A 23,528-nucleotide genomic window follows, 5' to 3' on the forward strand; every position below is an offset into this window, starting at 1 on the left:
CCATCGAAGTCCGTGACGTCACAACGAAGAATCTATGGAATCCGGCCGCGTGGCTTCCAGTTCAATCACTTCGACTTCTCGCGGGTAGTGAGCTTCCATATATGCGGTGCCCCGCATGCGCACTTCACGGCTACCATTGTTCACTATTTCTCCTTCCTTCCATCTCTGCGTGCCCTTGGCATGGCGAGAAGCTCATCAGCCACTGCGAGGCATGCGGAAGGACGCTGGGCACCAGTTTTGACCACTCCGGTGGTCTCGGGACTTGTACTTGTGGATTTCAGCCAATCGACGCCCACACAGCGCTACTGGACGTCAGGCAATTTCCCGCTCGTGAAGTGTCGCAGTGGGTGGATGACTACCTTCATTGGGCATCACGCCAGCGGGCAGGCCGAGTGATTCACTTCCCCAGTGATGCGCAAAGCTGGCCTTCAGCTCTGGCGCGCCTGATTGATAGAACGACTCCTATGCCGCCCGTCCACCAGGACGATGGCAATGCTCACGTAAGGTATGAGGCTTTCCAGCCATCCGCTGACGATCCGGAGCCAGGGGCGTTCTGGGGCTGGGCAATGATTGGCGGCAACTCGGGCCTCATGTGCGCTCCGCTCCCATTGATGGCCTACGATGCTTTGACGCGGGCCACTGCAGCGGCATGCGCCAGGGTCGGACTTGAAGGCCTATCTGTCCTGAGCTTCCGCTCAACGCACTACGACACCCAAGGACCCACTGAGGTAGAGCGGCACGAGTCGTTCCTAGCTCCCTATGGTGTTTCTGCCAGCGGCGCGACTTGGCTCAATCTCTCGGTTGTCGACCCGATGGTAACGTTAGCGTGCGGCACAGCGCTGGAGCTGGCCGCTGCGGCCTTTGGTATCGCGAACGACAAGCCGGATAGGTCCCCTTCCGTAATCGTCGCTTCGGTATTGGACAGCATTAAGGGAAGATCCGCCTTGGTCGACGCGCTTGTGTGGGTTCTGGCAACCGCTTATGAGGAAGGCTTGGCGTTGACGCTTGCAAGGGTGTTCAAGCTGAATCCGAAGGATGTACTGCCTTCAGGTGGGTATCCGGTCATCGAGCTTCAGGGTTCCGCCCGTTCCTTGAGAGAAGTCCGGGTCGCCTGGGTGACACCTCGAAAAACAGCTAGAATCCAGCAGAAATCCTAAGGCAGGCAGTTCTTAGCAATTTTTGCCATCATTGGGGCAACGGCACTGTCTCGTGCCGGACTGCGAACGGCAGTAGCCTTCATGCGAGTACGCAACACAAGGGGAGGCTTTGCCGCCGCGTGGGCTAATTGGCAATTCTAATGAACCCCCGGCAGTCGTGGGCGTGTTTTATGGGCTTCCGGAACTGTTGGGCGTTATTTATGTACTTCTGGAAATGCCGGGCGTCTTTGGTGAACTTCCGGGAATATCGGGCATCTTTGGTGGACTTCCGGAAATATCGGGCATCTTTGGTGGACGGAAGCTGCCAGGAAGAGGCTAAGCTCACCCCATCCATATCTTCTACAATCAATGCGTTAGAGGCCGGGCGTTTTCGGTGCGGCAGACAGCGCCCTCAGTCCCCGGCCAAGGATGAGATCGCGGCATGGTTGAGTTCGACCCGCACCACCGTATCGACTTGACCGGCCCTTGGGCTGGTTTCGGCTTCCAAGGTGGGCACATGTTCACTCCTGAAGGTCACCAGCTGGAACCCTGCGATATGGCCTGGTGGTCCCTGACCTGCAACATTGCGCGGGAATGGCGACGAATGATGGCCGAGGCCCGAGCCGAGATAGCTACTTCATCGGTCCCAAACCGAAATGCGCCCTCCACGACGAAATCCAGCGTGATCAACCGTGCCGAGGCGCTCAGAATTCGTCGGGAACGGCGGTTGGGCGTGTGCGGCCCCGGTTCCGACGCCGAAACTTCCAACGTGCTCTATCTCAGCCGTGGGCCGAGGTCCTGCCAGCGCGTGTGAGGCGCTTCCGTAGGGGCTCCGCCCCTACACCCCGTCCTATTTCAGCGACTCGATAAACAGGCGAAGCCCCAGATCCGTAAGCGAAAGCGCACGAATGCCACTACCACTGTCGTAGTCGTCGACAGTCCCCCTTGAAACAAGCCCAAGTTCTTCCAGTTGTCCGGCGACAAGCCAGATCGCAGCGTCTCCAATTTTCAACTGGACCGACAAATCCCTGACATACGTGTTGCTGCCGGATCTGCCTACTGCATTCACAATTTGCCACTGATACTTGTCAAGCTCGATGGCTTCTCCGTTCTTCTTTAGAACAACCGGTCTCGAGGGCGGTCGTGACGAGGGTGTTTCGACGGCGCTCGCAGCACGCCTTGCCGCAACATCTTCTGCAAGCGCATCTCTTTCTTCAATCACCTGTTTCAGCTGATCCTTCAAGCTATCGATAGTGCTAGTGAGGCGCACCGATTCCGTAGTGTGCTGAACCTCCATCTCTGTGAAGCGATTTCGCAACGCCCTGGACTCTTCTTGCGTAAGCACGGTCTGGTCGTCGATCTCACGTTTGAGGTTAAGAGCCTCCTTTCGCCGCCTTAGCGAATAGCTATAGACCCAGTTGGATGGATACGGAAAGGCAAGGATGTAGAAGGCCGCTGTTGCCACAGGACCAGCCGCCAGATGAAAGGCTGAGTACCAAAAATCCTGATATACAAGATGAATTAGATGAATCTTTCGAATGGCGGATTCGCCCGAAAAGACGATCAACAGAACCTTGTAGTTCCAAGCGCACCAAGACACGGTCAGCGAAGCTCCAAGCGGGCTCATGAACCTGTCGCTGATGTACTCCCTGACGCCCTTGATGAAGTCCTCGAACATTCCCCGCCCCTCCCTATGGCCACCCTACTCTCTAGGCGCGGAGATTAGCCTTAAGCAAGGTTCTGTACCAGTCGCGTCGCGCGTGATTCTTCACATTAATCAGAGGCTTGGCGGGTAGGGTTTGGATTCCGGGAACGTGTCCATGGGGCGCTCACCTACGCGCACGATGGTGCCTCCACTAGCAGGGGCTCCGTCATGCCAGAATCCCCAAGATCGCATTCCTGAGAAGGAGGACAGAATGGCCAGCGGCAACCACTCGATTTCCACTACGTCGTTGACCGCCATTACAGTGCTGGCATTCGGGGTGGGTGCCATTGCGGCCGGGTGGGCCGTAGGGAAGGTCAGTACCAGGGGAAATGCCGCAGACTGGGTCGCTGCACTTAGTGGTGTGGCGGCAGCGATCGGCGCGTGGTTCATCGGAATCAGCGCGAACCGATATGCGCGTGAGGCGCATATTCAGAGGCTCACAGAGCAAGCGCGAGCGGATCGAGATGCAATTGAGACTCGGATTCGACGCTTCAATGTCGTTCTGATGAAGGTCTGGCGTACCGGCAATCTGAAGCTCGTTGCGAATGACGCGTTGCCTACCGGATACGAAGGCCCCATGAATCTCTTGGGTATGCTCGGTGCAGTTGAGGCTGTTAGCCATATGCTCGGAACACTGAAGTGGTCCGGAGAGGAAGTTCTTCTTGTGAATCTGCCTTCTCAGAAGATGCTCGACGCGATTGAAGGACGGGTTTTGGGCGTCCACATGGCATTGAAGTTGATTAGCCTCCCGGAGGTTGGGGCGACTTACAAGCCCGAGGAAATAGAACTCTTCCGACGGCAATTTGGCTCCCTGGTCGCGGCATGCCTTGCGGCTCACGGAGCGGCTGAAGCGCTGAGTCCTCGATTGGAGGCCAGGATCCAGGAGCTTGAAGGGGATCTCAGGACTGTTGAAACTGAGTTGCAGATGTTGCGTCTGAGCCCCGGTCATGCGTGATCCCCTTCCCCAAGTTGCTTCCCCAAGAATCCCCGCCAGCGGCCTTGGGGGGGCGATGGCGCGTCAAAGCTGGCGCCGCTGCTGGGAATTACGGATGGCGCAATCGGCCACTACCGCATGGGCAGGCGTGTTCCGCAGGTGTGGGTGGTAGCGGATGCGCTCCGTATCCAAGGGCATCCGGAGCCTGAAAAGCAGGCGATTGAGATCATGAAGTGTGCGGCGCTTATTTCGCCAGAGCGCACTTTCTGGAAGCGGTTAGCGGCGACGGCGATGGCCTTGTGCTTGGCCGTTGGCTTTGCCCTACCCCACAAGACGGCAGCAGCGGTGCCGGGCTTCGATAAGGCACAAGCTGTATACATTATGCAAAATCTCGTACCCGCCGAATCTGGGCCTTTGTTGGCTCCGCATGGCAATGGCTGGGCCTCTGGCTCGGCCCCTGCCTCCGCCCTGAGACCGCCCAGCCTTGTATGAGATCGCGGCATGATCGTGTTCGACCCGCACCACCGTATTGACCTGACCGGCCTTCTGGCGGGCGTGCCGAAGCCTGTTCTGATGGACCGGGCAGCTGCAGCTGCTGGCTGGTGAGATACCTGATGGGTGCGATGTGGCATGCCGTAGCCGAGCTTGGCTCGGCTCTACTGTGGCGCAGGTTGCGGGGGCTCGGGCTCGTGGGTGGAGCCCTCGAGCAGGGCGACGTAAGTATCCAGGCGGGTGCGGAGGCTGATCAGCATCCAGCCCAGGAGGTACAGCAGCACCATGGCGAAGATCAACAATGCGCCGAGCAGGCTGACGTCGAACGCGCTCGCCCAGTCACCCCATTTCCATTCGCGGAATTGCAGGTAGAGCGCGATCAGCAGTGGAAACGGCCCGAGCCGCTGCAGGCCGCCATACATCATGCCCATGCGCTCGATCATATTGGTGCGCAGCGTGCTGACATAGCGAAGGCGTCGCTCACGCTCGATGCGGGGGAAGCGGCGAAGCTCGGTAACCACCGTTTGCCAGTGCGCGAAGTCGCCGTCCATCTCCTTGGCGTGCGAGAGCCGTGGCTGGCTGAACTGGTGAATTCCTCTGCAGGCGGCCAGGGCAACTCCAACGATGAAGCCGCCGATCTCGATGGCCAGGCACGCAACAACCACTTGCAGCACCACACTCACAGGTAGCCACCGATCAGGCAGCTGGCCACAGAGAATGCCAATGATTGCGGCGGCCACGCCAATGCGAAACGCCCACGTTTCCACCCTGCCCGCCTTCGGATAGATGCTGTGCTCAGCCAGCCCCTGGACCCGCTGGTAGAGCCAGTGGAAGGTCAGTTCCTGCGAATCGGTTTTTGCCGGCGAATCGAGTTCGCCCGCTGCCTGCATATCCATTGCGTCCCCTGCCACCGGCTACGATGCCGACCGTAGCATCTCAGAAATAGAACCCGATATTGAGGTTCAGCCGTGAATGCCAGCGCGACGGGCCGCCATTGTTGATGCCGATGCCATCACCGCCGGCAAACCACATATTGCGGCCGGCAATCCAGTCGACATGGGTGAGCATCCCGCCCCTTCTGCAGGCTGCAGCCGGTGACGTTCTACCAGGAGTCGCGCACCCCCGCTGCTGTGCCCCACCAGACGGGTCATGCTGAGGTTGTTGTAGCAGGTCAGGTCGTCCAGCCAGGCGCGCGGGCCAAAGGAATAGGCAACGTTGGCACTGGGCACATCGGCCTCGGCCGCGATTTCAAACGGGGCCGAACCCGCGTGCGACTCACTCAATATCGACCCAGCCCGCATCGCGCGCACGCGCGAGATCTTCTGGCGTGTCGATATCCAGGCCCAGTTCCGGTGCCTGTAGGACATGCACGGTATCGGCAGGATGTTGCCGCAGGCGCGCTCCGAAGCCGCGGTCACCGGCTGCACCCACAGGGCTGAACCAGGCGCGCGGTACTACCGCGGGAACGCCAAGCGCACTCCCGTGACGCGTGCCCGCGCACGCTGATGCCGCGGCGCGGGCACCCGAAAGCAGCGCCTGCAGATGGGCGTGCTCGATTGCGGGCTGGTCGCATGCCACGACCATCACCGCGCTCACCGTCGGCAGCAGGTGTGCGCCGGCAACCTGCAGACTGCTCGCCAGGCCGCGTTCCCAGTGGTGGTTGGTTACCGGGGTGGCATCCAGCCCGGCAATGCTGGATGTCACTGCCTGTGCTTTCGCGCCTACTACGACCAGCACCTGCGCTGGCGCTAGCTCCAGCGCCAACCGGACCACGCGATGTACCAGGGTCTCGCCCTGCCGGGTTAGAAGCTGCTTGGGCTGTCCAAGCCGGGTGCTCCCGCCGGCAGCAAGCACGACGACCGCATGCGGGTCGGTCACCTGCCGTGCGCGCTTCGCCATTGCTGCAGCTGCGCGGCGATGCTGAGCGAAATCGCCTCTGGCCCTCGGCCGCCGATTTTCAGGCCAACAGGTGATCGAAGTCTCGGGGACAGGCGGTGGCGCTGATCCGGTGTCAGCAGTTTGAACAGGTCCTCGCGCCTTCGCTGCGGACCCAGCAGTCCAATGAACGCGACTTTGGTATCAGCCAGGGCCACCAGCGCCTCCCGGTCAAGTTCGAAATCGTGGTGCATCACCAGTACTGCGTCGCACGGGTCGCCATGAAGGGCCTCGGCCGGGCTGGTCTGAAGATGCGCATCCGCGCCCTGCCCGGCTGAGGTCCAGCGCGCTCGCCGTTCGGCCACGCTGATCTGCCACCCCAGGCCACGCAGCAACGGAACCAGGAAGGGCGTTTCGGGACCGCCCCCCAGGATCAGGGCCCGCGGAAGCCGGGGCAGCGTCAAACGCCACGCACCCTCACCAAAGGGCTGCGTACCGTCCATCGAATGCAGCTGCCACGTCCGCTCGCGACGACCCGCGCCGAAAACGATCTGCCCCGATGCGCGAAGCTCGCGCTGTAGTGGCACACCCTCGCGCAGCCATGCCTCGATGACAACGTCGATGCCGGCCATGGCACGCAATGGCAGAAGTGCAATCCGCAGCCGACCACGGCACCCAAGCGCGGACCCACTCAGCAGGTCCTCGTCACTGCGCGTGTCGATCTCGATCCAATCGACCTGCCCTGCCGCGCTCACCAGATCTGCGCGTCGCGCGAGCTCGGGCTCCAGGCATCCGCCGCTCAGCCAGCCGACCTGGCTGCCGTTGCAGAACAGCACCATGTCGCCGGCACCGGCGTAGGTGGAGCCATCGGTTTCCAGCACCAGCGCCAGCACGGCGTGCTCCCCCGCGCGCGCGCGCGTCAAGGCCGTCTCGAGCACGCTCCGCGGGCTTCCTTCGGTGAGGAAGCCCGGCGCTGCGGACAGGTCCTCGGCAAGATCGCCGGGCTCCCCTCCACCTGCCGCTGAAGCTTCCGGCGCGGGTGAGGCTACGGATCGGTCCATGCGCAACGTCAGCCTACGTCGGGCAAGCCGGGCAAGCCGGGCAAGCCGGGCAACAGCTTGTCCAGGGTGATGGGATAGTTGCGTACGCGCACACCGGTTGCGTTGTAGATCGCATTGGCGATCGCGGCGCCGACCCCACAGATGCCCAGTTCACCCACGCCCTTGGCCTTCATCGGCGAGATCACCGGGTCCAGCGTATCGAGGAAGACCACTTCCTGGTACGGAATATCGGCGTGCACGGGAACCTCGTAGCCGGCCAGGTCGTGGTTGATGAACAAGCCAAGCCGCTTGTCGACCACCAGTTCCTCCATGAGCGTCGCACCCGCGCCCATCACCATCCCGCCGATGACCTGGCTGCGTGCGGACAGCGGATTGAGGATCCGGCCGCCATCGCATACGGCAAGCATGCGGCGAATGCGCGTCTCTCCAGTGTAGGCATGCACGGCGACCTCGCAGAAATGCCCTGCGTAGGTGCCGACGTCGTAGCCTTGTTTGAAGTCGCCGAAGGCAATGCCGTCCTCCGCCGACAGTGTCCCCGCCTCCGCCAGCTTGATGGTCCGCCCACCCGCCTGGATGCTGCCATTGGCGAAGTTTGCGGTGTCGCCGTCGAAGCCCAGTTTCTCGCCCACCTTGCGGCGCAGGCTGACGCACGCCGCGTACACGCCTGCGGTGGAGCTTGCCGCGCCCCACTGGCCGCCGGAACCGGCGGAGGCGGGATGACGAGAGTCGCCGAGGGTCACCTGGACCCGGTCCAGCGGCACGCCCATGGTCTCGGCTGCCGTCTGCGCGATGATCGTGTAGGAGCCCGTGCCGATGTCGGTCATGTCGGTTTCCACGATCACGCCGCCCTGGCCGTCGAGCCGCACCCGCGCCGCCGACTTCATCGTCGGTGCGCCGCGATAGCCCGCGGACACGCCCATGCCGACCAGCCAGTGCCCTTCCCTTACCTGCGCCGGCCTGGCATTGCGCTTGTTCCAGTTGAAGCGCTTGGCGCCTTCGCGCAGGCAGCGCACCAGGTTGCGGTCGGAGAACTTCTTGGACGGGTCGCCGGGTACGACCTCCGGTTCGTTGAGGATGCGGAACGCGATCGGGTCGAGGCCCAGCTTCTCGGCCATTTCGTCCATCGCCACTTCCAGCGCCATGTGGCCTGGCGCTTCGCCCGGCGCGCGCATTGCATTGCCTTCGGGCATGTCGAGCGTGGCGATGTAGTTGGCCACCAGGCGGTTGGCGCCCGCATAGAGCTTGGGCGTCTGCAGGGTGCCGTTCTCGCCGTCCTCGCCGTTGATGTTGCCCGACCAGTTCTCATGGGCGATGGCGGAGATCCTGCCGTCTTTCGCGCAACCGATCCGGACGCGTTGAATGGTTGCGTGCCGGTGGGTGGTGTTGTTGGCCATCAAAGGCCGTTGCAGCGCGATCTTCACCGGTCGCCCGACCTGCTTGGCCGCCAACGCGGCCAGCACCGCGTCGGCACGGATGAACAGCTTGCCGCCGAAGCCCCCGCCGATATAGGGCGAGTCCACGCGCACCTTGGCAGGATCGATGCCGAGGATCGCCGCCATGCCCTGCCTGGCCCAGTCGATCATCTGGTTCGCCGTCCACAGCGTGAGTGTGTCGCCCTCCCAGGCGGCGATGGTGGCGTGCGGCTCCATCATCGAATGACTTTCGTCGGAGGTGTGGTAGGTCTCGTCGAGTTTGACCGCGGCGCTAGCGTAGGCGGTGTCGAAATCGCCCAGCGCCTGCCGGTCGGGCTTGCCATCGCGCCCCTTTGCCAGCGGCGCGGACGGCGCCAATGCGGGAAAATCAAAACGGCCCTTGCCGCGCTCATAGCGGGTGCGGATCAATGCCGCGGCGGCGCGGGCCTGCTCGAAGGTCTCTGCCACCACGCAGGCGATGGCCTGGTGGTAGTGGGCCACGTCGGGGCCGCCGAACAGCGGTGCATTGTTCCAGTTCGATTTGCCGACCGGCTTGGTCTCCGGTGCGGTGATGACCGCCAGCACGCCCGGGGCGGCGCGTGCGCGGGAGGCATCCATAGAAATGATGCGCCCCTTGCCGATGCCCGCGCCGACGATATAGCCGTAGGCCTGGTTCGGTGCCACGTCATGGCGCTCATACGCATAGGGGGCGGTGCCGGTGGTCTTGCGTGGGCCGTCGATGCGCGGCGTCGACTTGCCGACGACCTTAGCCTTGTCGAACAGGTTGTCACCGGCGGGGGCGTTGAATTCAAGGGGCATCAGTGCTCTCCTTCCACCAGCACGGCTGCGAGGGTGCGCTCGGCAAGAGCGATCTTGAACGCGTTCTCCCGCGTCGGACGGGCGCCGGCGAACACCTGCCGGGCCGCGGCCTTTACGCCGTCGCGCAGCAGGGGTTCGGCTGCCTCGATGCGCCACGGCTTCGGCGCAACTCCACCGAAGGCGAACCGCGCCGAGCCGTCTTGCTGCACGACCGCGGCGACCGAAACCAGTGCGAACGCATAGGACGCGCGGTCACGTACCTTGTGGTACACGTGCCGACCGCCCAGGGGTTCCGGCAGCGTGACGTGGGTGATCAGCTCACCGCGCTGCAGCACGTTGTCCTGCTGCGGCCTGTCGTCGGGGGAACGATGGAAATCGGCGATCGGGATGCTGCGCGTACTACCGTCACCCCTGACGGTCTGGATCGAGGCGTCCAGCACCCGCAGGGCCACCGCCATGTCGCCCGGATAGGTCGCGATGCAGCTGTCCGAGGTGCCGATCACGCCCATCTGGCGGGAGAACCCTTCGAGCGCGCCGCAGCCTGATCCGGGCAGGCGCTTGTTGCAGGGCAGATGGGGGTCGTAGAAATAAGGGCAGCGCGTGCGCTGCAGCAGATTTCCGCCGGTGGTGGCTTTGTTGCGCAGCTGCCCGGAGGCGCCTGCCACGATCGCGCGGGTCAACACCGCGTAGTCGCGGCGCACGCGCTCATGCGAGGCCAGTGCGGTATTGGTGACCAGCGTGCCGATGCGTAGGCCGCCCTCGTCGGTGGGTTCGATCCTGTCCAGGCCGATGTCCTGCACGTCGACCAGGTGCGTTGGCGTCTCGACCTCCAGCTTCATCAGGTCGAGCAGGTTGGTCCCTCCGGCCAGGAACTTCGCGCCCTCGGTACCGGCCACGGCTTTGGCGGCCTCGGCCGGGGATTTCGCGCGTTCGTAACTGAAGGCCCTCATGAGCGCCTCCCTGCAGAGGTCACGCCAGCGACCTCTTGCATTGCCTCGGCAATGTTGGAATAGGCGCCGCATCGGCAGAGGTTGCCACTCATGCGTTCGCGCATTTCCATGCTGGTGGCCTGGGGCAGTGCGCTGACGTCCGCCTGCACATGGCTGGGGACACCCCGCTTGATCTCGTCCAGTACCGCTACCGCCGAACAGATCTGCCCCGGCGTGCAATACCCGCACTGGTAACCGTCATGCTTGATGAAGGCGGCCTGCATCGGATGCAGGTCATCGGGGGTTCCGAGGCCTTCGATGGTGGTGATGGCATCGCCCTGGTGCTGCACCGCCAGGCTGAGGCAGGCATTGATGCGCTCACCGTTGACCAGCACGGTACAGGCACCGCATTGACCGTGGTCGCAGCCCTTTTTGGTCCCGGTCAGCTCCAGATGTTCGCGTAGGGCATCGAGCAGCGTGGTTCGCGTGTCGAGCTCAAGCTCCCGGCGCGCGCCGTTGACGGTCAACGCCACCGTGCTGATGACCGGCGGCCTGGGCGGCGGGGATGCCGCCAGCTCGGCGGCGAGCGATGACGCCCCCGGTGCGGCGGACATCGCCACGGTCGTGGCGCCGCCGGCGATCACCTGGCGACGCGTCAACTTCATTCCTTCATCCCAACTTGGCACAGTGACCTCCTGGCGTTCGGGGAAACCCCGTGGCTGGATGGACGCGCTCACACTACTCAGAGGGCACTATGCCCGTCTGCGGGGTACAGATTTGTGAAGCCGGTCGGAGGCATGCCGGCATCAACGGCCGAGCGTACTGGCCGGTCATCTTCAATGCCGTCTCTGGCAAGCGTGCGCCACAGACACTGATCTGCGCCACTGATCTGCCCCATCAGCGGATGCCACGAGGCGGTACTGAATCCCGATTGGAGATTCGTTTATGCCCGTAACACCCGCCGCAGCTGGGTTGAGCTCAAACAAGGATTAAAACGTGGAGTCGCCTCGACGCTCGGATCTGATGCATCCGAGTCTTAACGCGCCAACCTGCTGTGGATAGTCGAGATGCGGAATGGACCGCATCTGCCATGCGTAGGGCGGAAGTTTCAGCATTCGTCTTTGCAGTGGAGGAAATGTCTTCAGCTGCCGGCTTGAACCGGGAAGGCTCTAGTTTGGCCATGGAGATCGTGGCGCCGCGGTAGAGCTACGGTTCGATGAATCAGTGCCTCAGCTTTCCGCCAGATCTCTGCAACGAACACGATCACTCGGAAACTCCACCGTCAGGCCCATTTCGGCAGACAGCTGCTCTATCGCGTGCGCGGAAACTGACCTGCAGCGGCACTTCGCAGATGCGAAGCAAGAACTGGGTGGCACCGTCAGGGGCCAGCACCACATTGCTGCCGTGGGCTGGCAACGGCTTTGCCCCCAGGGGATGTGCCCCGTTCGGGCATCCTTCCTGGCTATCCACCTCGACCGCCAGCCGGAGACGATTGACGTGAAGGGGATCTCACATCAAAGAGCGGACACTGCAACCTCGCGGCTCTTCTCCGGTGCACAATCCTTTGCTCCCGTGTCCAGCCCCCCAAATGGCACGACCATGCACCCTCCCAACGCCTTCAGGGTCCATTCGATCCTGCCCCAGCTTGCGCTCAATGGCGCAATCATCCGACTGGATCAGGTGCGTTCAACCTGTAGAAGCTGTGGGCTGAGGTCGTCAATGACCAGGGGCGCAGGCTTTGAAACAGATCAGAAGGGAACCACCCTCACTTGCCCTGCATGCGGGGCCACAGGTCTGATGGACGAAATGGAGATCTGGCACCACTGGCTCGAGCAGTGCCGTCGTCAACAACTCTTGGCGCGCTCCAAGCAGATGATCCATTCGATATCGAGGACTAGAAGCGAGTGATGGACATGCCCGAAGGGCTGGATTGCCTCGGCCGCCGCGAAGGCTCCACTGAGGTCTGTCGCGGCTGCCTGAAAGTGATCGCGTGTGGGGGCGCAAGGCTGTTGCTGCCGATCGCGCGCGGGCAGGTACCCGAGGCATGGATTCAGCTGCTGCCTGATTTCGCAGGATGTTCCGTCATTGCGCATGACCACGTTTGGGCCCGGAGGCATCGGCACCGCGCCGCGTGCAGCGTACGCAAAGTCTTTCGGCCGGCTGGGCTGGCCCTACGCCATGATCTCAGAGCGGCGGCGAACCCACCGGGAGATTGATCCTCCAGTCCCGGAAACGGCGCGCTTCAGCCGTCGGCTGGATGTCTCCCGGCCAAACTTCCCATCGTAAAGGCGAATCCCGCCTCTTCCAGAAGCGCCCTCATGCGCAGTTCCACGCGACGAGGTGAGCGCAGCCCATTGGGCGCATAAAGGGCATACACGTAGCCAGCACCGTCAATGATCTCGCGGCGTACTGCGCACTCAGTCGATTCACTGGCTTCGCACCAGACAGACATCAGCCTGGCGGGGCTGATCGACTGTCCGTTCCGAAGACGGAAGAACAACCAGCGCACGCCTGGCGGTTGGGCTCGATCTACTCTAGTCATTGCGAGCCCCGGATCCGCCTCGACAGATCGCTGAGAACTTCAGGATCCAGGCGAGGGCGGTTATCTCTCGATGAGCGTGGCAGATCTATGCGCTCACCACCTCTCACCAGAGCGGGGAGATCGGACTGAAGGTCAATCCACCACCCGGCAGGAAGGCGGAGCCCCGTACCCGTTCGGTCGTAGATGCATATCGGGAAGTTCATAGCGTTGCTCCTGGATTTATCGAGCATACGCTTGCGCAATGTCAGGTCCGAATGCGACTACTCCAAGGCTGACGCATCGACTCTCTTTGCACAGATGAACACGCGTGCCTCGTCTCGCTGAACTTTCAGGAACGACTCAAGCCAGCAAAGAGCAGCGCCTCGATTGGCAATCACTCTTCCCAACTCTTCAGTCAAACACCGCGCACACTCCATTCCACCAGGACTCTCGCCATGGCAAGCCCGGCACTGAGCCATCGTCGTCGTGCTGACCGGGCGCGATTGGTACATGATCTGAGACATCAAGGTCACAGCCTGATTGTGAGACGACATTCCAGCCTTCCTGTCGATGCCGAAGCAGCCGCGCTGGGCGCGGCCACCTCTGGGGCATCAACGCTGACTGTCGCGATCAACACCCGCCTTTGGGTTCTGGCCAGAGCTTGGCTGTCCAGTCTCTGTTTCGCTTGGCTGCTGCTGTTGCTGCCCTTGCTGTCCGGCCAGATCCTCACCGCCGAGATCCTTGCCGTCCGCGTGGCCCTGCTGGCCGGGCTTCTTCTCGACACTCGAGTTGCGGCCATCATTCTGGTTCTGGGAAGTGTTGTTCATGTCTTGCTCCGATGCAGCCATCTGCTGCGACCCCACAGTGGGCTTCAGCGCGTTACGCAGCCGTGCCCGATTGGATCGAGTATGAACAAGCGCCATGAACAGGCCGCTGTCCTGAAGGGTGTACAGTGCATGTCCAACAGGAGCAAACCATGGAACGCACGAGGAACAAGGATTTCGTTGACATCGAGCGTGAGCTCACCCATTGGGGGTTGGCATTCAACTCTGGCGCCCTGCCTGCTGTCAGCTTTCGCCATGAAGTTGACCCCGTCATCCGGCTCGCGTGTGACATCTACATCAGAGATCCGCACGGAATGCGCGAGGCATGGCTGGGCGCCCTCCAAGTCAGGCTTGCGGCTCGATCCAGTCTCCGCGGGCACCCCGGCGCAGCGGAGATCGCGACCCTATGCTGGTCACGACTCTCCTGCCCTTAGCAACGCCCCTCCTGCCCAGCTGCATCATTCCCTTCCCGCATCAACTGATCATTCAGCACGTGGACGATGGACATGACAGCATCTGCAAGCGCCCGAGAGTCGCTGATCGAACCGTAGAAGTAGATCTTCGAGCCTTCAACCCGGACTTGCGCAAGCGAAAGCTGAGACGCCAGCGCCTCACACTTCATCAGGAACAGTTCAATCCAGCGAGCACCGGGGGCAAGATCCAGCAATGCAATGATGGCCTCGTCGGTAGATGAGTCGACATGCTCCTGTAGCCGTGGCACGTCGAAACCTACGATTCTTGGAAGCATGGAGGCGCTCAACGATCTGTCCTCTCGCTCAGGGGCAATCTCAGTATCGCCCACGGTACACAGATCTACAATCAAGCGTTCGAGAAGGGACTTCCCGACCAACCCAGCAAGGAGGCACGATCCACGCTGGATGCGCGAGAGCTTCCGTTGACAGAGCTATTGTCCGGCCAACAGGTGCCTGACGGTCTGCCTTCGCCCTCGCGCAGCGCACGAAGTGCTACGACGTGAGCTACCACAGCTTGCTTGAGCGAAAGTCCACCGCGGCCTACCTCCTGGATAGTGCATGCCGCGGCATCAAGCAGGGCCAGCCCCGGCGCTCAGGCAACATCCGCGCTTGGCATCCGGAACGTGAACACTGTTCCGGCACTTTCACTTGACACCACATCGAGTATCCCGCCATGAGACTTGGCAATCTCCGATGCGATGTAGATGCCCAGACCAAGACCTGGCCTGGGAAGCTCGCCCTTCTCACGCGAGAACGGGTTGAAAATGGTGCTGAGCCTGTCGGGCGCAATGCAGCCTGCGTTGTGCACATCCAGCGTGAGGCGATTGGATGCAGCGTGCACCCTCAGCGTGACAGGAAGCGACCGCTCGCCATGCTGCACTGCGTTCGTCAGCAGGTTGGCCAGCATCTGCGACAGCCTGCCGGGATCGCAGACCACGCTGCCCTCGATCCGCATCTGCACATCGATGTCCTCGCGACCGGTGGCGATCGCCACTTCCGCTGCAACTCGTTCAAGGTCAGCTTGCAGCGTATCGCTTTCCCGGAGCGAGATCGGGATGCCTCCACCCAATCGGCCCCTGGCAAAATCAAGTACATCGTTTATGAGCCCATCCATCCGGGTCACGCCAGATGCGATGTGCGCAAGCATCTGCTGCTGACGCGCGGACGTCGCCTCATCCTCAAGTGCATCTGCTGCTACGCTGATTGCCTGGAGGGGGCTGCGAAGATCATGGCCCAGTACCGCGATGAACTGATCGCGCAAGTCGGAATCCCGCTGCGCGTCCGAAAGCGCCGTCTCCGCTTCCTGTAGGCGGTCCTCCTTGTCCAGATAGTTGCCGACGAGCTCGGCAAGCAGCTCCATGGACCGTCGGACATGGGCTTCATCGAAGTTGCCCGGCGAAGAATCAATGGCGCACAGAGTGCCGAAGAAACTGCCGTCCGGCCGATGAATCGGAACCGACGCGTAACTCTCAAGCCCGTAGATCCGAGGCGTGTGGTGCTTGGAGTACAGCGGGTGGTTACTGGCGCGTGCGAAAACCACGGAGGTTGATGACTGCCTGATCTCGTCACAGATGGTGGTTTCCAGGACCAGCTGCCCGCCTGGAACAAGCCCGAACCCGAGCGTGTCCAGGGTGGCGCAGGCGGTCCAGGTCGTCTCTGTAACCCTGGCAATCGCCGTGAATCTCGAGCCCGTGATATGGGCTACGGTTTCAAGGATGCGCGGCACTGCCTCGATACGACCGATCTCAGCGACGTCATTGAGCAGGTGGGGATCAGTCAGCGTATGCATATGTGGCAGGCGGGCACAGTGATGCATCATCCCATGAAACCGCCATCGCAAGCCGGCTCCGTTCAGAACGGGGCGTCCAAAGCGGGCAATCGAGCGATGAGCGCGCAGCCGCGAGGATGCGCCTGCTTCATTGACAAGTGAATGGCCGCAATCCCTAATCGGGCGGCAGATCGCCGTCCGCCTATCGACCCCTTCATCATGTCCAGAGTATCCACCACTGATTTCGCAGCGCACGTGAGCGTCGACAGCCTTCACCAGGCAGTTGTAGCCGTTACTGCCGCTTCGGTGGCGCGGGACTGGGAAAATGAGCGCCACCAGCACCGCAAGGCACAGCTGATCTATTCGGTTCGCGGCGTCTTGACCTGTGAGGTGGAAGATGGCGTCTGGATCGTTCCTCCGCAGTGCGCAGTCTGGATACCGGGCGACCTTCCCCACTCGGCAAGGGGAGCGGGACACACAGAATGCTACTGCCTGTTTGTCGAGCCGGAGGCCGCACCGGACCTCCCAACGTTCTGCTGTACCGTTGCGGTTTCGCCATTGCTGCGCGAACTGCTGTTGAAGGCGGCTGATTTTCCTGGGCAGTATGCAGCTGGAGGCAAGGAGGAGCGCCTCATTGCCACATTGCTCGACCAGCTGGCAGAGGCCCCGGTTGAAGATCTGCATCTGCCGATGCCGCGCGATGCAAGACTCCGTCGCCTGGCCGAGTGCCTGCTGGTCGACCCGACCGACAAGACCCCGAAGGGCGTTTGGGCAAGCCGCGTCGGCATGAGCGAGCGCAGCATGAGCCGCCTCCTGCAGGACGAGATCGGTATGGGCTTTGGTCGTTGGCGCCGGCAGCTGCACGTCATCCTCGCGCTCCAACGTCTGGCCCAAGGTGAAAGCGTTCAAACGATCGCACTGGATCTGGGGTACGGCAGTGCAAGCGGCTTTGTAACCATGTTTCGCAAGGCGATGGGAAAGCCGCCTGGGCGCTACCTTTCAGAACGTTCCATGCTGGCGCCGCAGATCGCGCCGCCCACAATCACCTTGCCCGGCCATCTGCTGGGCTGAACGGACTGGCCAACTCCCGCCCCCCCTGGCCTGCTCCACCTCTGGCCCGGTTCGACCCCGCTCCTTCGTGTAGCCGACTCTCGCCTGCCGCCTGCCGCCTGCCGACCTGGCCTGACTGAACAATAGTCTGGCCTGGGTTCGCCAGTGTTCCACTGGATTTCGTTGTTAAATGTGCCGCCCAAACGCGAATGACTATTATTTATGACTGGCCAGCTGAGCGCCGATGCTCCCCATTACCCGATCAACGCGCTTGCAGGTGCGGATGGGAATTCTGATCTGGAGTACAGGCGCGGGCGCCCGAGGGACGCCCGATACGCTGGCCTGGCCGTGGCAGTGGCATGGGCCCTGCTGGGCGCGCCGACCGCATTTGCAGGCGAATCCGTTCCGTCGGATCGCGCGGACGAAAGGACAGCGCCGGAAGAGACCGCGTTACCCACGGTTACAGTGCTGGCTCACAAGGACAAGTCGGCCACAGAGGGCACAGGATCCTATACGACGCGGGAGTCCTCTGCCGCCACGCGCATGCCGCTGTCGCTCCAGCAGACGCCGCAGGCACTGACTGTACTGACGCGTCAGCGCATGGATGACCAGCACCTGGACTCGGTGCAGGCAGCGCTGGAGAGCACTTCTGGAATCGCCACGTACCAGTCGGACAGTGAGCGTACCAGCTTCTATGCACGCGGCTTCCTGATCAATAACATCCAGTACAACGGCATACCCACGGTGGTCGGCAGCACCGTCAATGGAAGTGGCATCGGCGCTGTTGATACAGCCTTCTACGACCGCGTGGAAGTCGTGCGTGGTGCATCGGGCCTGCTGACAGGTACCGGCAACCCTTCAGCCGCGATCAATCTTGTCCGCAAACGACCGACACGTGATTTCTCGGCGAGCGCTTCGCTGGGGGCTGGCAGCTGGGAGACCTATCGGAGCATCGGCGACATCTCCACACCGCTGACCGCGGACGGTCGGATCCGGTCGCGACTGGTGGGGACATACCAGGACGGACATAGCTACCTTGATGGTTACAGGCCGCAGAGGAAGTCGCTATATGGCGTCATCGAGGCCGATCTGACCGCCGACACGACCTTCCGCCTGGGGTACGAATACCAGGACATCACGCTGAAGGGATCGACCTGGGGAGGCCTGCCACTTTGGTTCAGCGATGGTACGCAAGCGGAGTATCCGCGCTCCAGGAACTACGCGCAGGACTGGAGCTATTGGGACAACACCCTCAAGACGGCCTTCGCCGAAATCGAGCATCTCTTCGGAAACGGCTGGAAGTTCCAGGCCACCGCGAATCAATATCGGACCGAGCATGCCGCCGAGCTCCTTGGCCTGATCGGCCGACCTGATCGTGCCACAGGCCTGGGCGTGTTCCCCAACGGGGCCTATCCGGTAGCGCTGGCGTCCGAGGGGCGCAGTCGCCAGAACACGTTCGACGTCATGGCCGGTGGCCCCTTCCAGCTGTTTGGCCGACAGCACGATCTGGTCGTCGGCGCCACCCGCTCGCGGCGCAACGCATATCAGGAGGACGTCGCCCCCTTCTATGCAGGCATCTGGCCGGTGAACGTGTATGAGTTGAGCCCCTCATTCCGCAGGCCTGACTTCGATGCGATGTCCACAACGCCGACGCGAACCCGAATCAAGCAAGGTGGCGTCTACAGCGCGGCGCGACTCTCGCTGGCTGAACCATTGAAGCTGATCGTCGGGGGTCGCCTCAGTACCTATGAAATCGACGATGCGGCCGGTGGAGCACCGGTGCACTACAGAAAAAGTGGCGAGTTCACCCCGTACGCCGGCCTGATCTACGACATCAACGCGACGTACTCGGTCTACGCCAGCCACACAGGAGTGTTCAACCCCCAGACCGAGTATCGGGACAGCAACGGTAACGTGCTGACCCCTTCAAAAGGCAGAACAAGCGAAATCGGGCTGAAGGCAGGGCTTCTTGACGGGCGCTTGACTGCATCGATTGCCCTCTTCCACACCGAACTGGACAACGCCGCGCAATCGGTCGCCGGCACCTACACACCCAGCGGAGCGCAGGCTTACCGCGGCGCCGACGGGACCAGGTCTCGCGGTATCGAGCTGGATCTTCAGGGAGAGCTGTCCCGTGGATGGAACGTCTACGCGGGTGTCGCGCACTTCACTGCGAAGGACGGTGCCCACGAGCGCTTGAACACGCAGTTGCCCCGCACCACGGCGCAGCTCTTCACGACCTATCGGTTGCCGGGCCAATGGGACCGCTTGACGCTGGGCGGCGGCTTCAAATGGCAAAGCCGCTTCTACAACGCGCCCAACACAGGAACCAGTTCCCTGGGTGGAGAACAGGGATCCTATGCACTTCTCTCGGTAATGGGTCGCTACTCCATCACGGACAAATCCAGTGTGGCTATCAACGTCAACAACGTCCTGGACAGGAAGTACGCGCTTCAGAAGGGAGATTTCGACACCGTCGGCTATGGCGCGCCGCGCAATGTGATGGTGACGCTGGACTACAGATACTGATTCATCACTGTACCCGACAAGATCCATAGAGGCTCATCAGAGAACAATCCGCCATGCCCACTCAGCCCTCCTCGCCCACCGCCCCACCCCGGCCCGGAAGTGTTCCAGACAAAGTTGCATTGCTGTGGCTGACAACTGCCGCTGGCGCCATTCTCTTTGTCACCTTCCAGCTGTTCTTCTACGTCAACGACTTCGCCAGGGCCAAAGGAGCGGCACCGGCGATCACGTTTGATAACGATGCGCTCTGGGCATTTCCCGCCTATTACGGGTGCTGGATAGTGACAGTGCTTCTCGCACTGTCAAATACCCGAAGATCCTGGTGGATTGCGCTGATACTGGGGAGCGCACTTGTGCTGCTGAATACGCTCGGCGGCGTCTTCGACGGCTTCAGGGACGGTTGGCACGTCACCTTTTCCGCAATCTTCTTCATCACGCTGCCGGGCCTGTTCGCTGCAGCGACCACCTGGCGACACATCAAACTCAAGGAAGCCGCCCATGTCGATGAACAGCAGTGATTTTCCCCTGGTCTGGATGGACCTCGCGCAAGGCCCCGAACACGAACATCAGGATGACTTCGACGCATTCGAGGAAAATCTGCGCCGGGGGGAGCCCTTCGTACTTCTCACTGATACGGCGCCATCGGAGGAGCATGACCACTCGCCAGCGGAGAAGAAACGCATGGCGCTGTGGATGAAGCAGCACAAGGCCGAGCTTCGCAGGCTGGTTCTGGCGATGGTCCTGGTCGAGCCCAATCCGGCCAAGCGCGTCGCCTACAAGACGTTCTCGGTACCCTTTTCCAAGTTCTGGGGCTACCCTCTCCACATTGTCACCTCACGCGAGAAGGCAATAGAAGTTGCGAGGAATCTGCTGTCTCAATCAAACGAGACGCCCTGAGCCGCCTTCGTTGGGCGCTGTACCTGCGGCGCCTCAGCGCTCCTGACAGCATGCCTCCGAGTTCTTCAATGGAAGGTCCTGCTGAGCGCGCGAGGCCGATCAGAAGTAGAAACCGAGGTTCAGATTCAACCGAGAATGCCAGCGCGAAGGGCCTCCCTCGCTGATGCCGATGCCGTCGCCGCCGGCAAACCACATGTTGCGTCCGGCGATCCAATCGACATAGGTGAGCATGACGCCCTTCTGCAGGCTGCAACCGGTCACGTTCTGCCACGAGTTGCGTAGGCCCGCGCGGTGCCCGACCGGGCGGGTCATGCTGAGGTTGTTATAGCAGGTGATGTCATCCAGCCAGCCCTTCCGGCCGAACGAATAGGCGATGTTGGCGCTTGGCACATCCGCCTGCGCTGCAACCTGGAAGGGGGATTGGAACGCCGACATTGCGATGCGATCTCCGGGCACGTCATACCGGTACCGCGCCCACTGCAACTGCGCGGTCCAGCCATCGCGCGTCCACTGTGCATGCAGAGCTGCACCCTGGTGACCGTAATGGCGTCGTGTCTGTGTGTTCTGCACTTTGCCGGCGAACGCGGATGCGCCCAGCAGCAGGTCCCCGCCAGCCCAGTCGCGCGCATTCTCCACGCGTGCATGCAGCCGTTGCCGCTCGCGATACGGCAACGCCTCGGTCTGCGCGACATCGAAGGAGTAGCGATCGTAGCGAGCACCCGATCCGTATTCGTCTCCGGAGAACCAGCCGAGATGCCAGGTTGTGCTGCCGCTGCGGTGAATCACTACAAGGCCCGGATCGTAATCATCCTCGATGCCCAGGTAGTAGCCGGAGCCGAACCAGAAACTCTGCGAAACGGTAGGGAGCAGCCCGAATGGGACTTGCTGGATACCTGCCTTCAGCTGGGTAGCATCGGAGAACTGCCAGCCCGCGTAGGCGTGATGCACAGCGTCGAAACCATCGTACCAGCGGTATTGGGCAGAGAAGAAAAACGGCCCGGTCCCAGCGTCGAGGTCTGCACGCAGCAGTTCAAGCTGGAGGCGGCTGGTCGCGCCGTAGTCGAGCCAGCCGTAATTGAACCTTGCCGCGCCGCCCGGCTCGAAGTAAGCGCCGCCGTTTCGATCGCGTTCCGATGCCTCCGCTGTCAGCGAAGCGCTGACGAGCACGGCAGCGGCAATAGAGGAAATGGCTCTCACGATGGGGTTACTTGCCTCCCTGTTCCGCATGTGAAAGCGCGCAAGTGTAATGTCGCGGGCAGTGAAGAAGGCGTTGGTCGATGGCCGGCGCGGTGCAGGCCCACGCCTTCAGGAAATGACAGAGCCCCCGGCCAGCGGCGCCACGCCATCATCAGGCAGCGGCAACGATCCTCACGTCAACGATTGACGTTGACCACGACGCGTCCGCGGATGCGTCCTGCCATCAGGGCTTCGGCAGTGGCTACAACCTCTCCCAGGCCGATATGCTGGGAGATGGCGTCGAGCTTGGCCATATCCAGGTCCTTGGCAAGCCGTTCCCACGCCACGAGCCGCTCTGCGGTGGGCCGCGTGACGCTGTTGATTCCCAGCAGGCTCACGCCGCGCAGGATGAAGGGCGCCACCGTGGCAGGAAAGTCCATGCCCTGAGCCAGCCCGCACGCGGCCACGGCGCCATCTTCCTTGATGGCGGCACACACATTTGCAAGTGTGTGGCTGCCCACCGAGTCAATGGCGGCACTCCACCGCTCCCGCTGAAGTGGCTTGCCTGGCTGGGACAGCACATTGCGATCAATAACCTCGCTGGCACCTAGGGACTTCAGGTAGTCGGTCTCGTCCAGCCGTCCGGTGGACGCCACGACGTTGTAGCCACGATCGGCCAGCAATGTCACAGCGAAGCTGCCTACGCCTCCGCTCGCTCCGGTAACCAGCACTTCACCGGCATCCGGAGAAAGGCCATGGCGCTCCAGCGCGATCAGACTCAGCATGGCGGTATAGCCGGCCGTTCCGATAGCCATGGCCTGCTCGGGTTGCATGCCCTTTGGAAGCGGGATCAGCCAGTCGGCGTTGACGCGTGCCAGCTGCGAAAGCCCTCCCCAGTGCCGCTCACCCACGCCCCAGCCATTGAGAACCACCTGGTCGCCCGGTTGATAGCGCCGGTCCGCCGACTCGAGCACAGTGCCGGCCAGGTCGATGCCGGGCACCATCGGAAAGGACCGCACCACCGCACCGCCCTGGCCGGTGATTGCCATCGCGTCCTTGTAGTTCAGTGTGCTGTGCGAAACCTGGACGGTGACGTCGCCCTCCGGCAGGGCCGATTCAGGCACCTGCCTGACGTCGACCTGCAATTCGTTTCCCGTCTTGTCTATGTATACGGCGTTGAACATGGCCTTCCTCCTGAGGCAGCGGCAAGGTTGCTGCGTGATTTAGACTGATCGGCTACAAGCCGGCAAAGGAACATGGACTCAGCGGGGCAAGCCCGCCAGGAACGCATTGGCGAAGATCGTGAGCGGCGCAGCGCTGCGCTCAAGCCGTGCTCGTTGGACAGCTCCCTCCCATCCGATCCAGAAGGCGGTGGCGATCTCGGAGCAGCGCGCATCGGACGAGAGCTCAGCGCGCCCCCGGGCCAGTTCAAGGCACGCGGCCAGCCGGGATTCCCATCCGTTGAACACCTCGATCAATCGGGCACGGTAGGCCTGCGGCAATGTCGAGATCTCCTGGCCAAGGTTGCCGACCAGGCAGCCTCGCCGGAAGTCGAATCGTTCCAGGCCATTGCACGCGTCGGCGACGAATCCCAGGATCCGCTCAAGCGGATCGCGTTCTTCGTCCAGCAGATGCCGGTCGAGCTTGCGGCAGAAATACTCGTCGTAGGCCTCGAGCACAGCCAAGCCGTAGGCCTCTTTGCTGTCGAAGTAGTGGTAGAACGAGCCCTTGGGGACGCCCAGCTGCCTGACGATTGCGTCGATGCCCGTTGCAGAGAAGCTTCGCTCCGTCAACAACGCGATCCCAGTGCGCACCAGCTCGCGCCGGGTGTCATCAAAGCCGCGATCCGCCCTCGGCGGGCGCCCCCGGCGGCGTGTAGTCGTAGTGACAGCAGGAGTCATGCCGCACACTTTAGACCGACCGTCTTCTA

Annotated in this window: 23 protein-coding genes; 8 read left to right on the forward strand and 15 right to left on the reverse strand. The window is 62.2% G+C overall.

The features are described from left to right. Nucleotides 1–611: 611 nt before the first annotated feature. Nucleotides 612–1,157: a hypothetical protein gene (locus ACZK08_RS10380; protein ID WP_126412179.1), complete on the forward strand. Its 546-nt coding sequence runs from the start codon at nt 612–614 to the stop codon at nt 1,155–1,157. Nucleotides 1,158–1,578: 421 nt separating this feature from the next. Then, entirely contained in the window at nt 1,579–1,950 is a 372-nt protein-coding gene (locus ACZK08_RS10385; RefSeq protein ID WP_081284401.1) for a DUF3653 domain-containing protein, read from the forward strand. A gap of 36 nt (nt 1,951–1,986) precedes the next feature. Here ACZK08_RS10385 and ACZK08_RS10390 read toward each other — a convergent pair whose 3' ends face one another. Further along, nucleotides 1,987–2,814 (reverse strand): hypothetical protein, encoded by an 828-nt coding sequence (locus ACZK08_RS10390; protein ID WP_053515769.1) that lies wholly within the window; start codon nt 2,812–2,814, stop codon nt 1,987–1,989. A 238-nt stretch (nt 2,815–3,052) separates the two neighbouring features. Here ACZK08_RS10390 and ACZK08_RS10395 point away from each other — a divergent pair, with 238 nt between their 5' ends. Further along, complete coding sequence (locus tag ACZK08_RS10395; protein ID WP_053515771.1) at nt 3,053–3,796, forward strand: hypothetical protein; 744 nt, start codon at nt 3,053–3,055, stop codon at nt 3,794–3,796. Nucleotides 3,797–4,003: 207 nt separating this feature from the next. Next, nucleotides 4,004–4,267 carry a DUF3693 domain-containing protein gene (locus ACZK08_RS10400; protein ID WP_428992339.1) on the forward strand — a complete coding sequence of 88 codons (264 nt, stop codon included), beginning with the start codon at nt 4,004–4,006 and terminating at the stop codon, nt 4,265–4,267. A gap of 164 nt (nt 4,268–4,431) precedes the next feature. On the opposite strand, the gene ACZK08_RS10405 is transcribed toward ACZK08_RS10400, so the two are convergent. From ACZK08_RS10405 to ACZK08_RS10455, 11 genes are all read right to left on the reverse strand, one after another. After that, a complete protein-coding gene (locus ACZK08_RS10405) occupies nt 4,432–5,163 on the reverse strand; it encodes a hypothetical protein (protein WP_065182250.1) in 732 nt (243 codons plus the stop codon). A 40-nt stretch (nt 5,164–5,203) separates the two neighbouring features. Continuing rightward, nucleotides 5,204–5,335, reverse strand: a complete 132-nt coding sequence (locus ACZK08_RS10410; RefSeq protein ID WP_262917601.1) for a hypothetical protein — start codon at nt 5,333–5,335, stop codon at nt 5,204–5,206. A 207-nt stretch (nt 5,336–5,542) separates the two neighbouring features. Then, nucleotides 5,543–6,166, reverse strand: a complete 624-nt coding sequence (locus ACZK08_RS10415) for a nucleotidyltransferase family protein (RefSeq protein ID WP_065182251.1) — start codon at nt 6,164–6,166, stop codon at nt 5,543–5,545. Further along, nucleotides 6,142–7,203: an XdhC family protein gene (locus ACZK08_RS10420; RefSeq protein ID WP_065182252.1), complete on the reverse strand. Its 1,062-nt coding sequence runs from the start codon at nt 7,201–7,203 to the stop codon at nt 6,142–6,144. The genes ACZK08_RS10415 and ACZK08_RS10420 overlap by 25 nt, the downstream gene beginning before the upstream one ends. An 8-nt stretch (nt 7,204–7,211) precedes the next feature. Continuing rightward, complete coding sequence (paoC, locus tag ACZK08_RS10425) at nt 7,212–9,434, reverse strand: aldehyde oxidoreductase molybdenum-binding subunit PaoC (RefSeq protein ID WP_065182253.1); 2,223 nt, start codon at nt 9,432–9,434, stop codon at nt 7,212–7,214. Next, nucleotides 9,434–10,384 (reverse strand): FAD binding domain-containing protein, encoded by a 951-nt coding sequence (locus ACZK08_RS10430; RefSeq protein WP_065182254.1) that lies wholly within the window; start codon nt 10,382–10,384, stop codon nt 9,434–9,436. Before ACZK08_RS10430 ends, paoC begins: the two co-directional genes overlap by 1 nt. Next, complete coding sequence (gene paoA, locus ACZK08_RS10435; protein ID WP_065182255.1) at nt 10,381–11,028, reverse strand: aldehyde dehydrogenase iron-sulfur subunit PaoA; 648 nt, start codon at nt 11,026–11,028, stop codon at nt 10,381–10,383. Before paoA ends, ACZK08_RS10430 begins: the two co-directional genes overlap by 4 nt. Before the next feature lie 1,577 nt (nt 11,029–12,605). Then, complete coding sequence (locus ACZK08_RS10440; RefSeq protein WP_081284403.1) at nt 12,606–12,905, reverse strand: hypothetical protein; 300 nt, start codon at nt 12,903–12,905, stop codon at nt 12,606–12,608. A 590-nt stretch (nt 12,906–13,495) separates the two neighbouring features. Then, nucleotides 13,496–13,711, reverse strand: a complete 216-nt coding sequence (locus ACZK08_RS10445; RefSeq protein ID WP_065182350.1) for a hypothetical protein — start codon at nt 13,709–13,711, stop codon at nt 13,496–13,498. 427 nt (nt 13,712–14,138) lie between these two features. Next, a complete protein-coding gene (locus ACZK08_RS10450; protein ID WP_227255272.1) occupies nt 14,139–14,468 on the reverse strand; it encodes a hypothetical protein in 330 nt (109 codons plus the stop codon). Nucleotides 14,469–14,773: 305 nt separating this feature from the next. Further along, nucleotides 14,774–15,970, reverse strand: coding sequence for a GAF domain-containing sensor histidine kinase (locus ACZK08_RS10455; protein WP_081284407.1), 1,197 nt, complete (start codon nt 15,968–15,970; stop codon nt 14,774–14,776). Nucleotides 15,971–16,168: 198 nt separating this feature from the next. On the opposite strand from ACZK08_RS10455, the gene ACZK08_RS10460 reads away from it, so the two are divergent. From ACZK08_RS10460 to ACZK08_RS10475, 4 genes are all read left to right on the forward strand, one after another. Beyond that, a complete protein-coding gene (locus tag ACZK08_RS10460) occupies nt 16,169–17,020 on the forward strand; it encodes an AraC family transcriptional regulator (protein WP_065182352.1) in 852 nt (283 codons plus the stop codon). Between the two features lie 201 nt (nt 17,021–17,221). Further along, the gene (locus ACZK08_RS10465; RefSeq protein ID WP_081284408.1) at nt 17,222–19,528 is read left to right on the forward strand and encodes a TonB-dependent siderophore receptor; all 2,307 of its coding nucleotides are present in this window, start codon (nt 17,222–17,224) and stop codon (nt 19,526–19,528) included. A 119-nt stretch (nt 19,529–19,647) separates the two neighbouring features. After that, nucleotides 19,648–20,043: a hypothetical protein gene (locus ACZK08_RS10470; protein WP_231107776.1), complete on the forward strand. Its 396-nt coding sequence runs from the start codon at nt 19,648–19,650 to the stop codon at nt 20,041–20,043. Continuing rightward, entirely contained in the window at nt 20,024–20,422 is a 399-nt protein-coding gene (locus ACZK08_RS10475; protein WP_065182258.1) for a hypothetical protein, read from the forward strand. The genes ACZK08_RS10470 and ACZK08_RS10475 overlap by 20 nt, the downstream gene beginning before the upstream one ends. 99 nt (nt 20,423–20,521) lie before the next feature. Here ACZK08_RS10475 and ACZK08_RS10480 read toward each other — a convergent pair whose 3' ends face one another. From ACZK08_RS10480 to acuR, 3 genes are all read right to left on the reverse strand, one after another. Further along, complete coding sequence (locus ACZK08_RS10480; protein WP_065182259.1) at nt 20,522–21,619, reverse strand: hypothetical protein; 1,098 nt, start codon at nt 21,617–21,619, stop codon at nt 20,522–20,524. Between the two features lie 176 nt (nt 21,620–21,795). Then, nucleotides 21,796–22,782 carry an acrylyl-CoA reductase (NADPH) gene (gene acuI / locus ACZK08_RS10485; protein ID WP_065175658.1) on the reverse strand — a complete coding sequence of 329 codons (987 nt, stop codon included), beginning with the start codon at nt 22,780–22,782 and terminating at the stop codon, nt 21,796–21,798. 78 nt (nt 22,783–22,860) lie between these two features. After that, nucleotides 22,861–23,499 (reverse strand): acrylate utilization transcriptional regulator AcuR, encoded by a 639-nt coding sequence (gene acuR / locus ACZK08_RS10490; RefSeq protein WP_065182260.1) that lies wholly within the window; start codon nt 23,497–23,499, stop codon nt 22,861–22,863. Nucleotides 23,500–23,528 lie beyond the last annotated feature (29 nt).

This window comes from Stenotrophomonas sp. 112478_Sma (genome assembly GCF_056479905.1).

What these genes read in the sequence shown, in the direction of transcription:
- ACZK08_RS10380 (WP_126412179.1), top strand. Translation starts at nt 612, where the DNA reads ATGGCCTACGATGCTTTGACGCGGGCCACTGCAGCGGCATGCGCCAGG.
- ACZK08_RS10385 (WP_081284401.1), top strand. Translation starts at nt 1,579, where the DNA reads ATGGTTGAGTTCGACCCGCACCACCGTATCGACTTGACCGGCCCTTGG.
- ACZK08_RS10390 (WP_053515769.1), bottom strand. Translation starts at nt 2,814, where the DNA reads ATGTTCGAGGACTTCATCAAGGGCGTCAGGGAGTACATCAGCGACAGG.
- ACZK08_RS10395 (WP_053515771.1), top strand. Translation starts at nt 3,053, where the DNA reads ATGGCCAGCGGCAACCACTCGATTTCCACTACGTCGTTGACCGCCATT.
- ACZK08_RS10400 (WP_428992339.1), top strand. Translation starts at nt 4,004, where the DNA reads ATGAAGTGTGCGGCGCTTATTTCGCCAGAGCGCACTTTCTGGAAGCGG.
- ACZK08_RS10405 (WP_065182250.1), bottom strand. Translation starts at nt 5,163, where the DNA reads ATGGATATGCAGGCAGCGGGCGAACTCGATTCGCCGGCAAAAACCGAT.
- ACZK08_RS10410 (WP_262917601.1), bottom strand. Translation starts at nt 5,335, where the DNA reads ATGCTCACCCATGTCGACTGGATTGCCGGCCGCAATATGTGGTTTGCC.
- ACZK08_RS10415 (WP_065182251.1), bottom strand. Translation starts at nt 6,166, where the DNA reads ATGGCGAAGCGCGCACGGCAGGTGACCGACCCGCATGCGGTCGTCGTG.
- ACZK08_RS10420 (WP_065182252.1), bottom strand. Translation starts at nt 7,203, where the DNA reads ATGGACCGATCCGTAGCCTCACCCGCGCCGGAAGCTTCAGCGGCAGGT.
- paoC (WP_065182253.1), bottom strand. Translation starts at nt 9,434, where the DNA reads ATGCCCCTTGAATTCAACGCCCCCGCCGGTGACAACCTGTTCGACAAG.
- ACZK08_RS10430 (WP_065182254.1), bottom strand. Translation starts at nt 10,384, where the DNA reads ATGAGGGCCTTCAGTTACGAACGCGCGAAATCCCCGGCCGAGGCCGCC.
- paoA (WP_065182255.1), bottom strand. Translation starts at nt 11,028, where the DNA reads ATGAAGTTGACGCGTCGCCAGGTGATCGCCGGCGGCGCCACGACCGTG.
- ACZK08_RS10440 (WP_081284403.1), bottom strand. Translation starts at nt 12,905, where the DNA reads ATGACTAGAGTAGATCGAGCCCAACCGCCAGGCGTGCGCTGGTTGTTC.
- ACZK08_RS10445 (WP_065182350.1), bottom strand. Translation starts at nt 13,711, where the DNA reads ATGAACAACACTTCCCAGAACCAGAATGATGGCCGCAACTCGAGTGTC.
- ACZK08_RS10455 (WP_081284407.1), bottom strand. Translation starts at nt 15,970, where the DNA reads ATGCATACGCTGACTGATCCCCACCTGCTCAATGACGTCGCTGAGATC.
- ACZK08_RS10460 (WP_065182352.1), top strand. Translation starts at nt 16,169, where the DNA reads ATGTCCAGAGTATCCACCACTGATTTCGCAGCGCACGTGAGCGTCGAC.
- ACZK08_RS10465 (WP_081284408.1), top strand. Translation starts at nt 17,222, where the DNA reads ATGACTGGCCAGCTGAGCGCCGATGCTCCCCATTACCCGATCAACGCG.
- ACZK08_RS10475 (WP_065182258.1), top strand. Translation starts at nt 20,024, where the DNA reads ATGTCGATGAACAGCAGTGATTTTCCCCTGGTCTGGATGGACCTCGCG.
- acuI (WP_065175658.1), bottom strand. Translation starts at nt 22,782, where the DNA reads ATGTTCAACGCCGTATACATAGACAAGACGGGAAACGAATTGCAGGTC.
- acuR (WP_065182260.1), bottom strand. Translation starts at nt 23,499, where the DNA reads ATGACTCCTGCTGTCACTACGACTACACGCCGCCGGGGGCGCCCGCCG.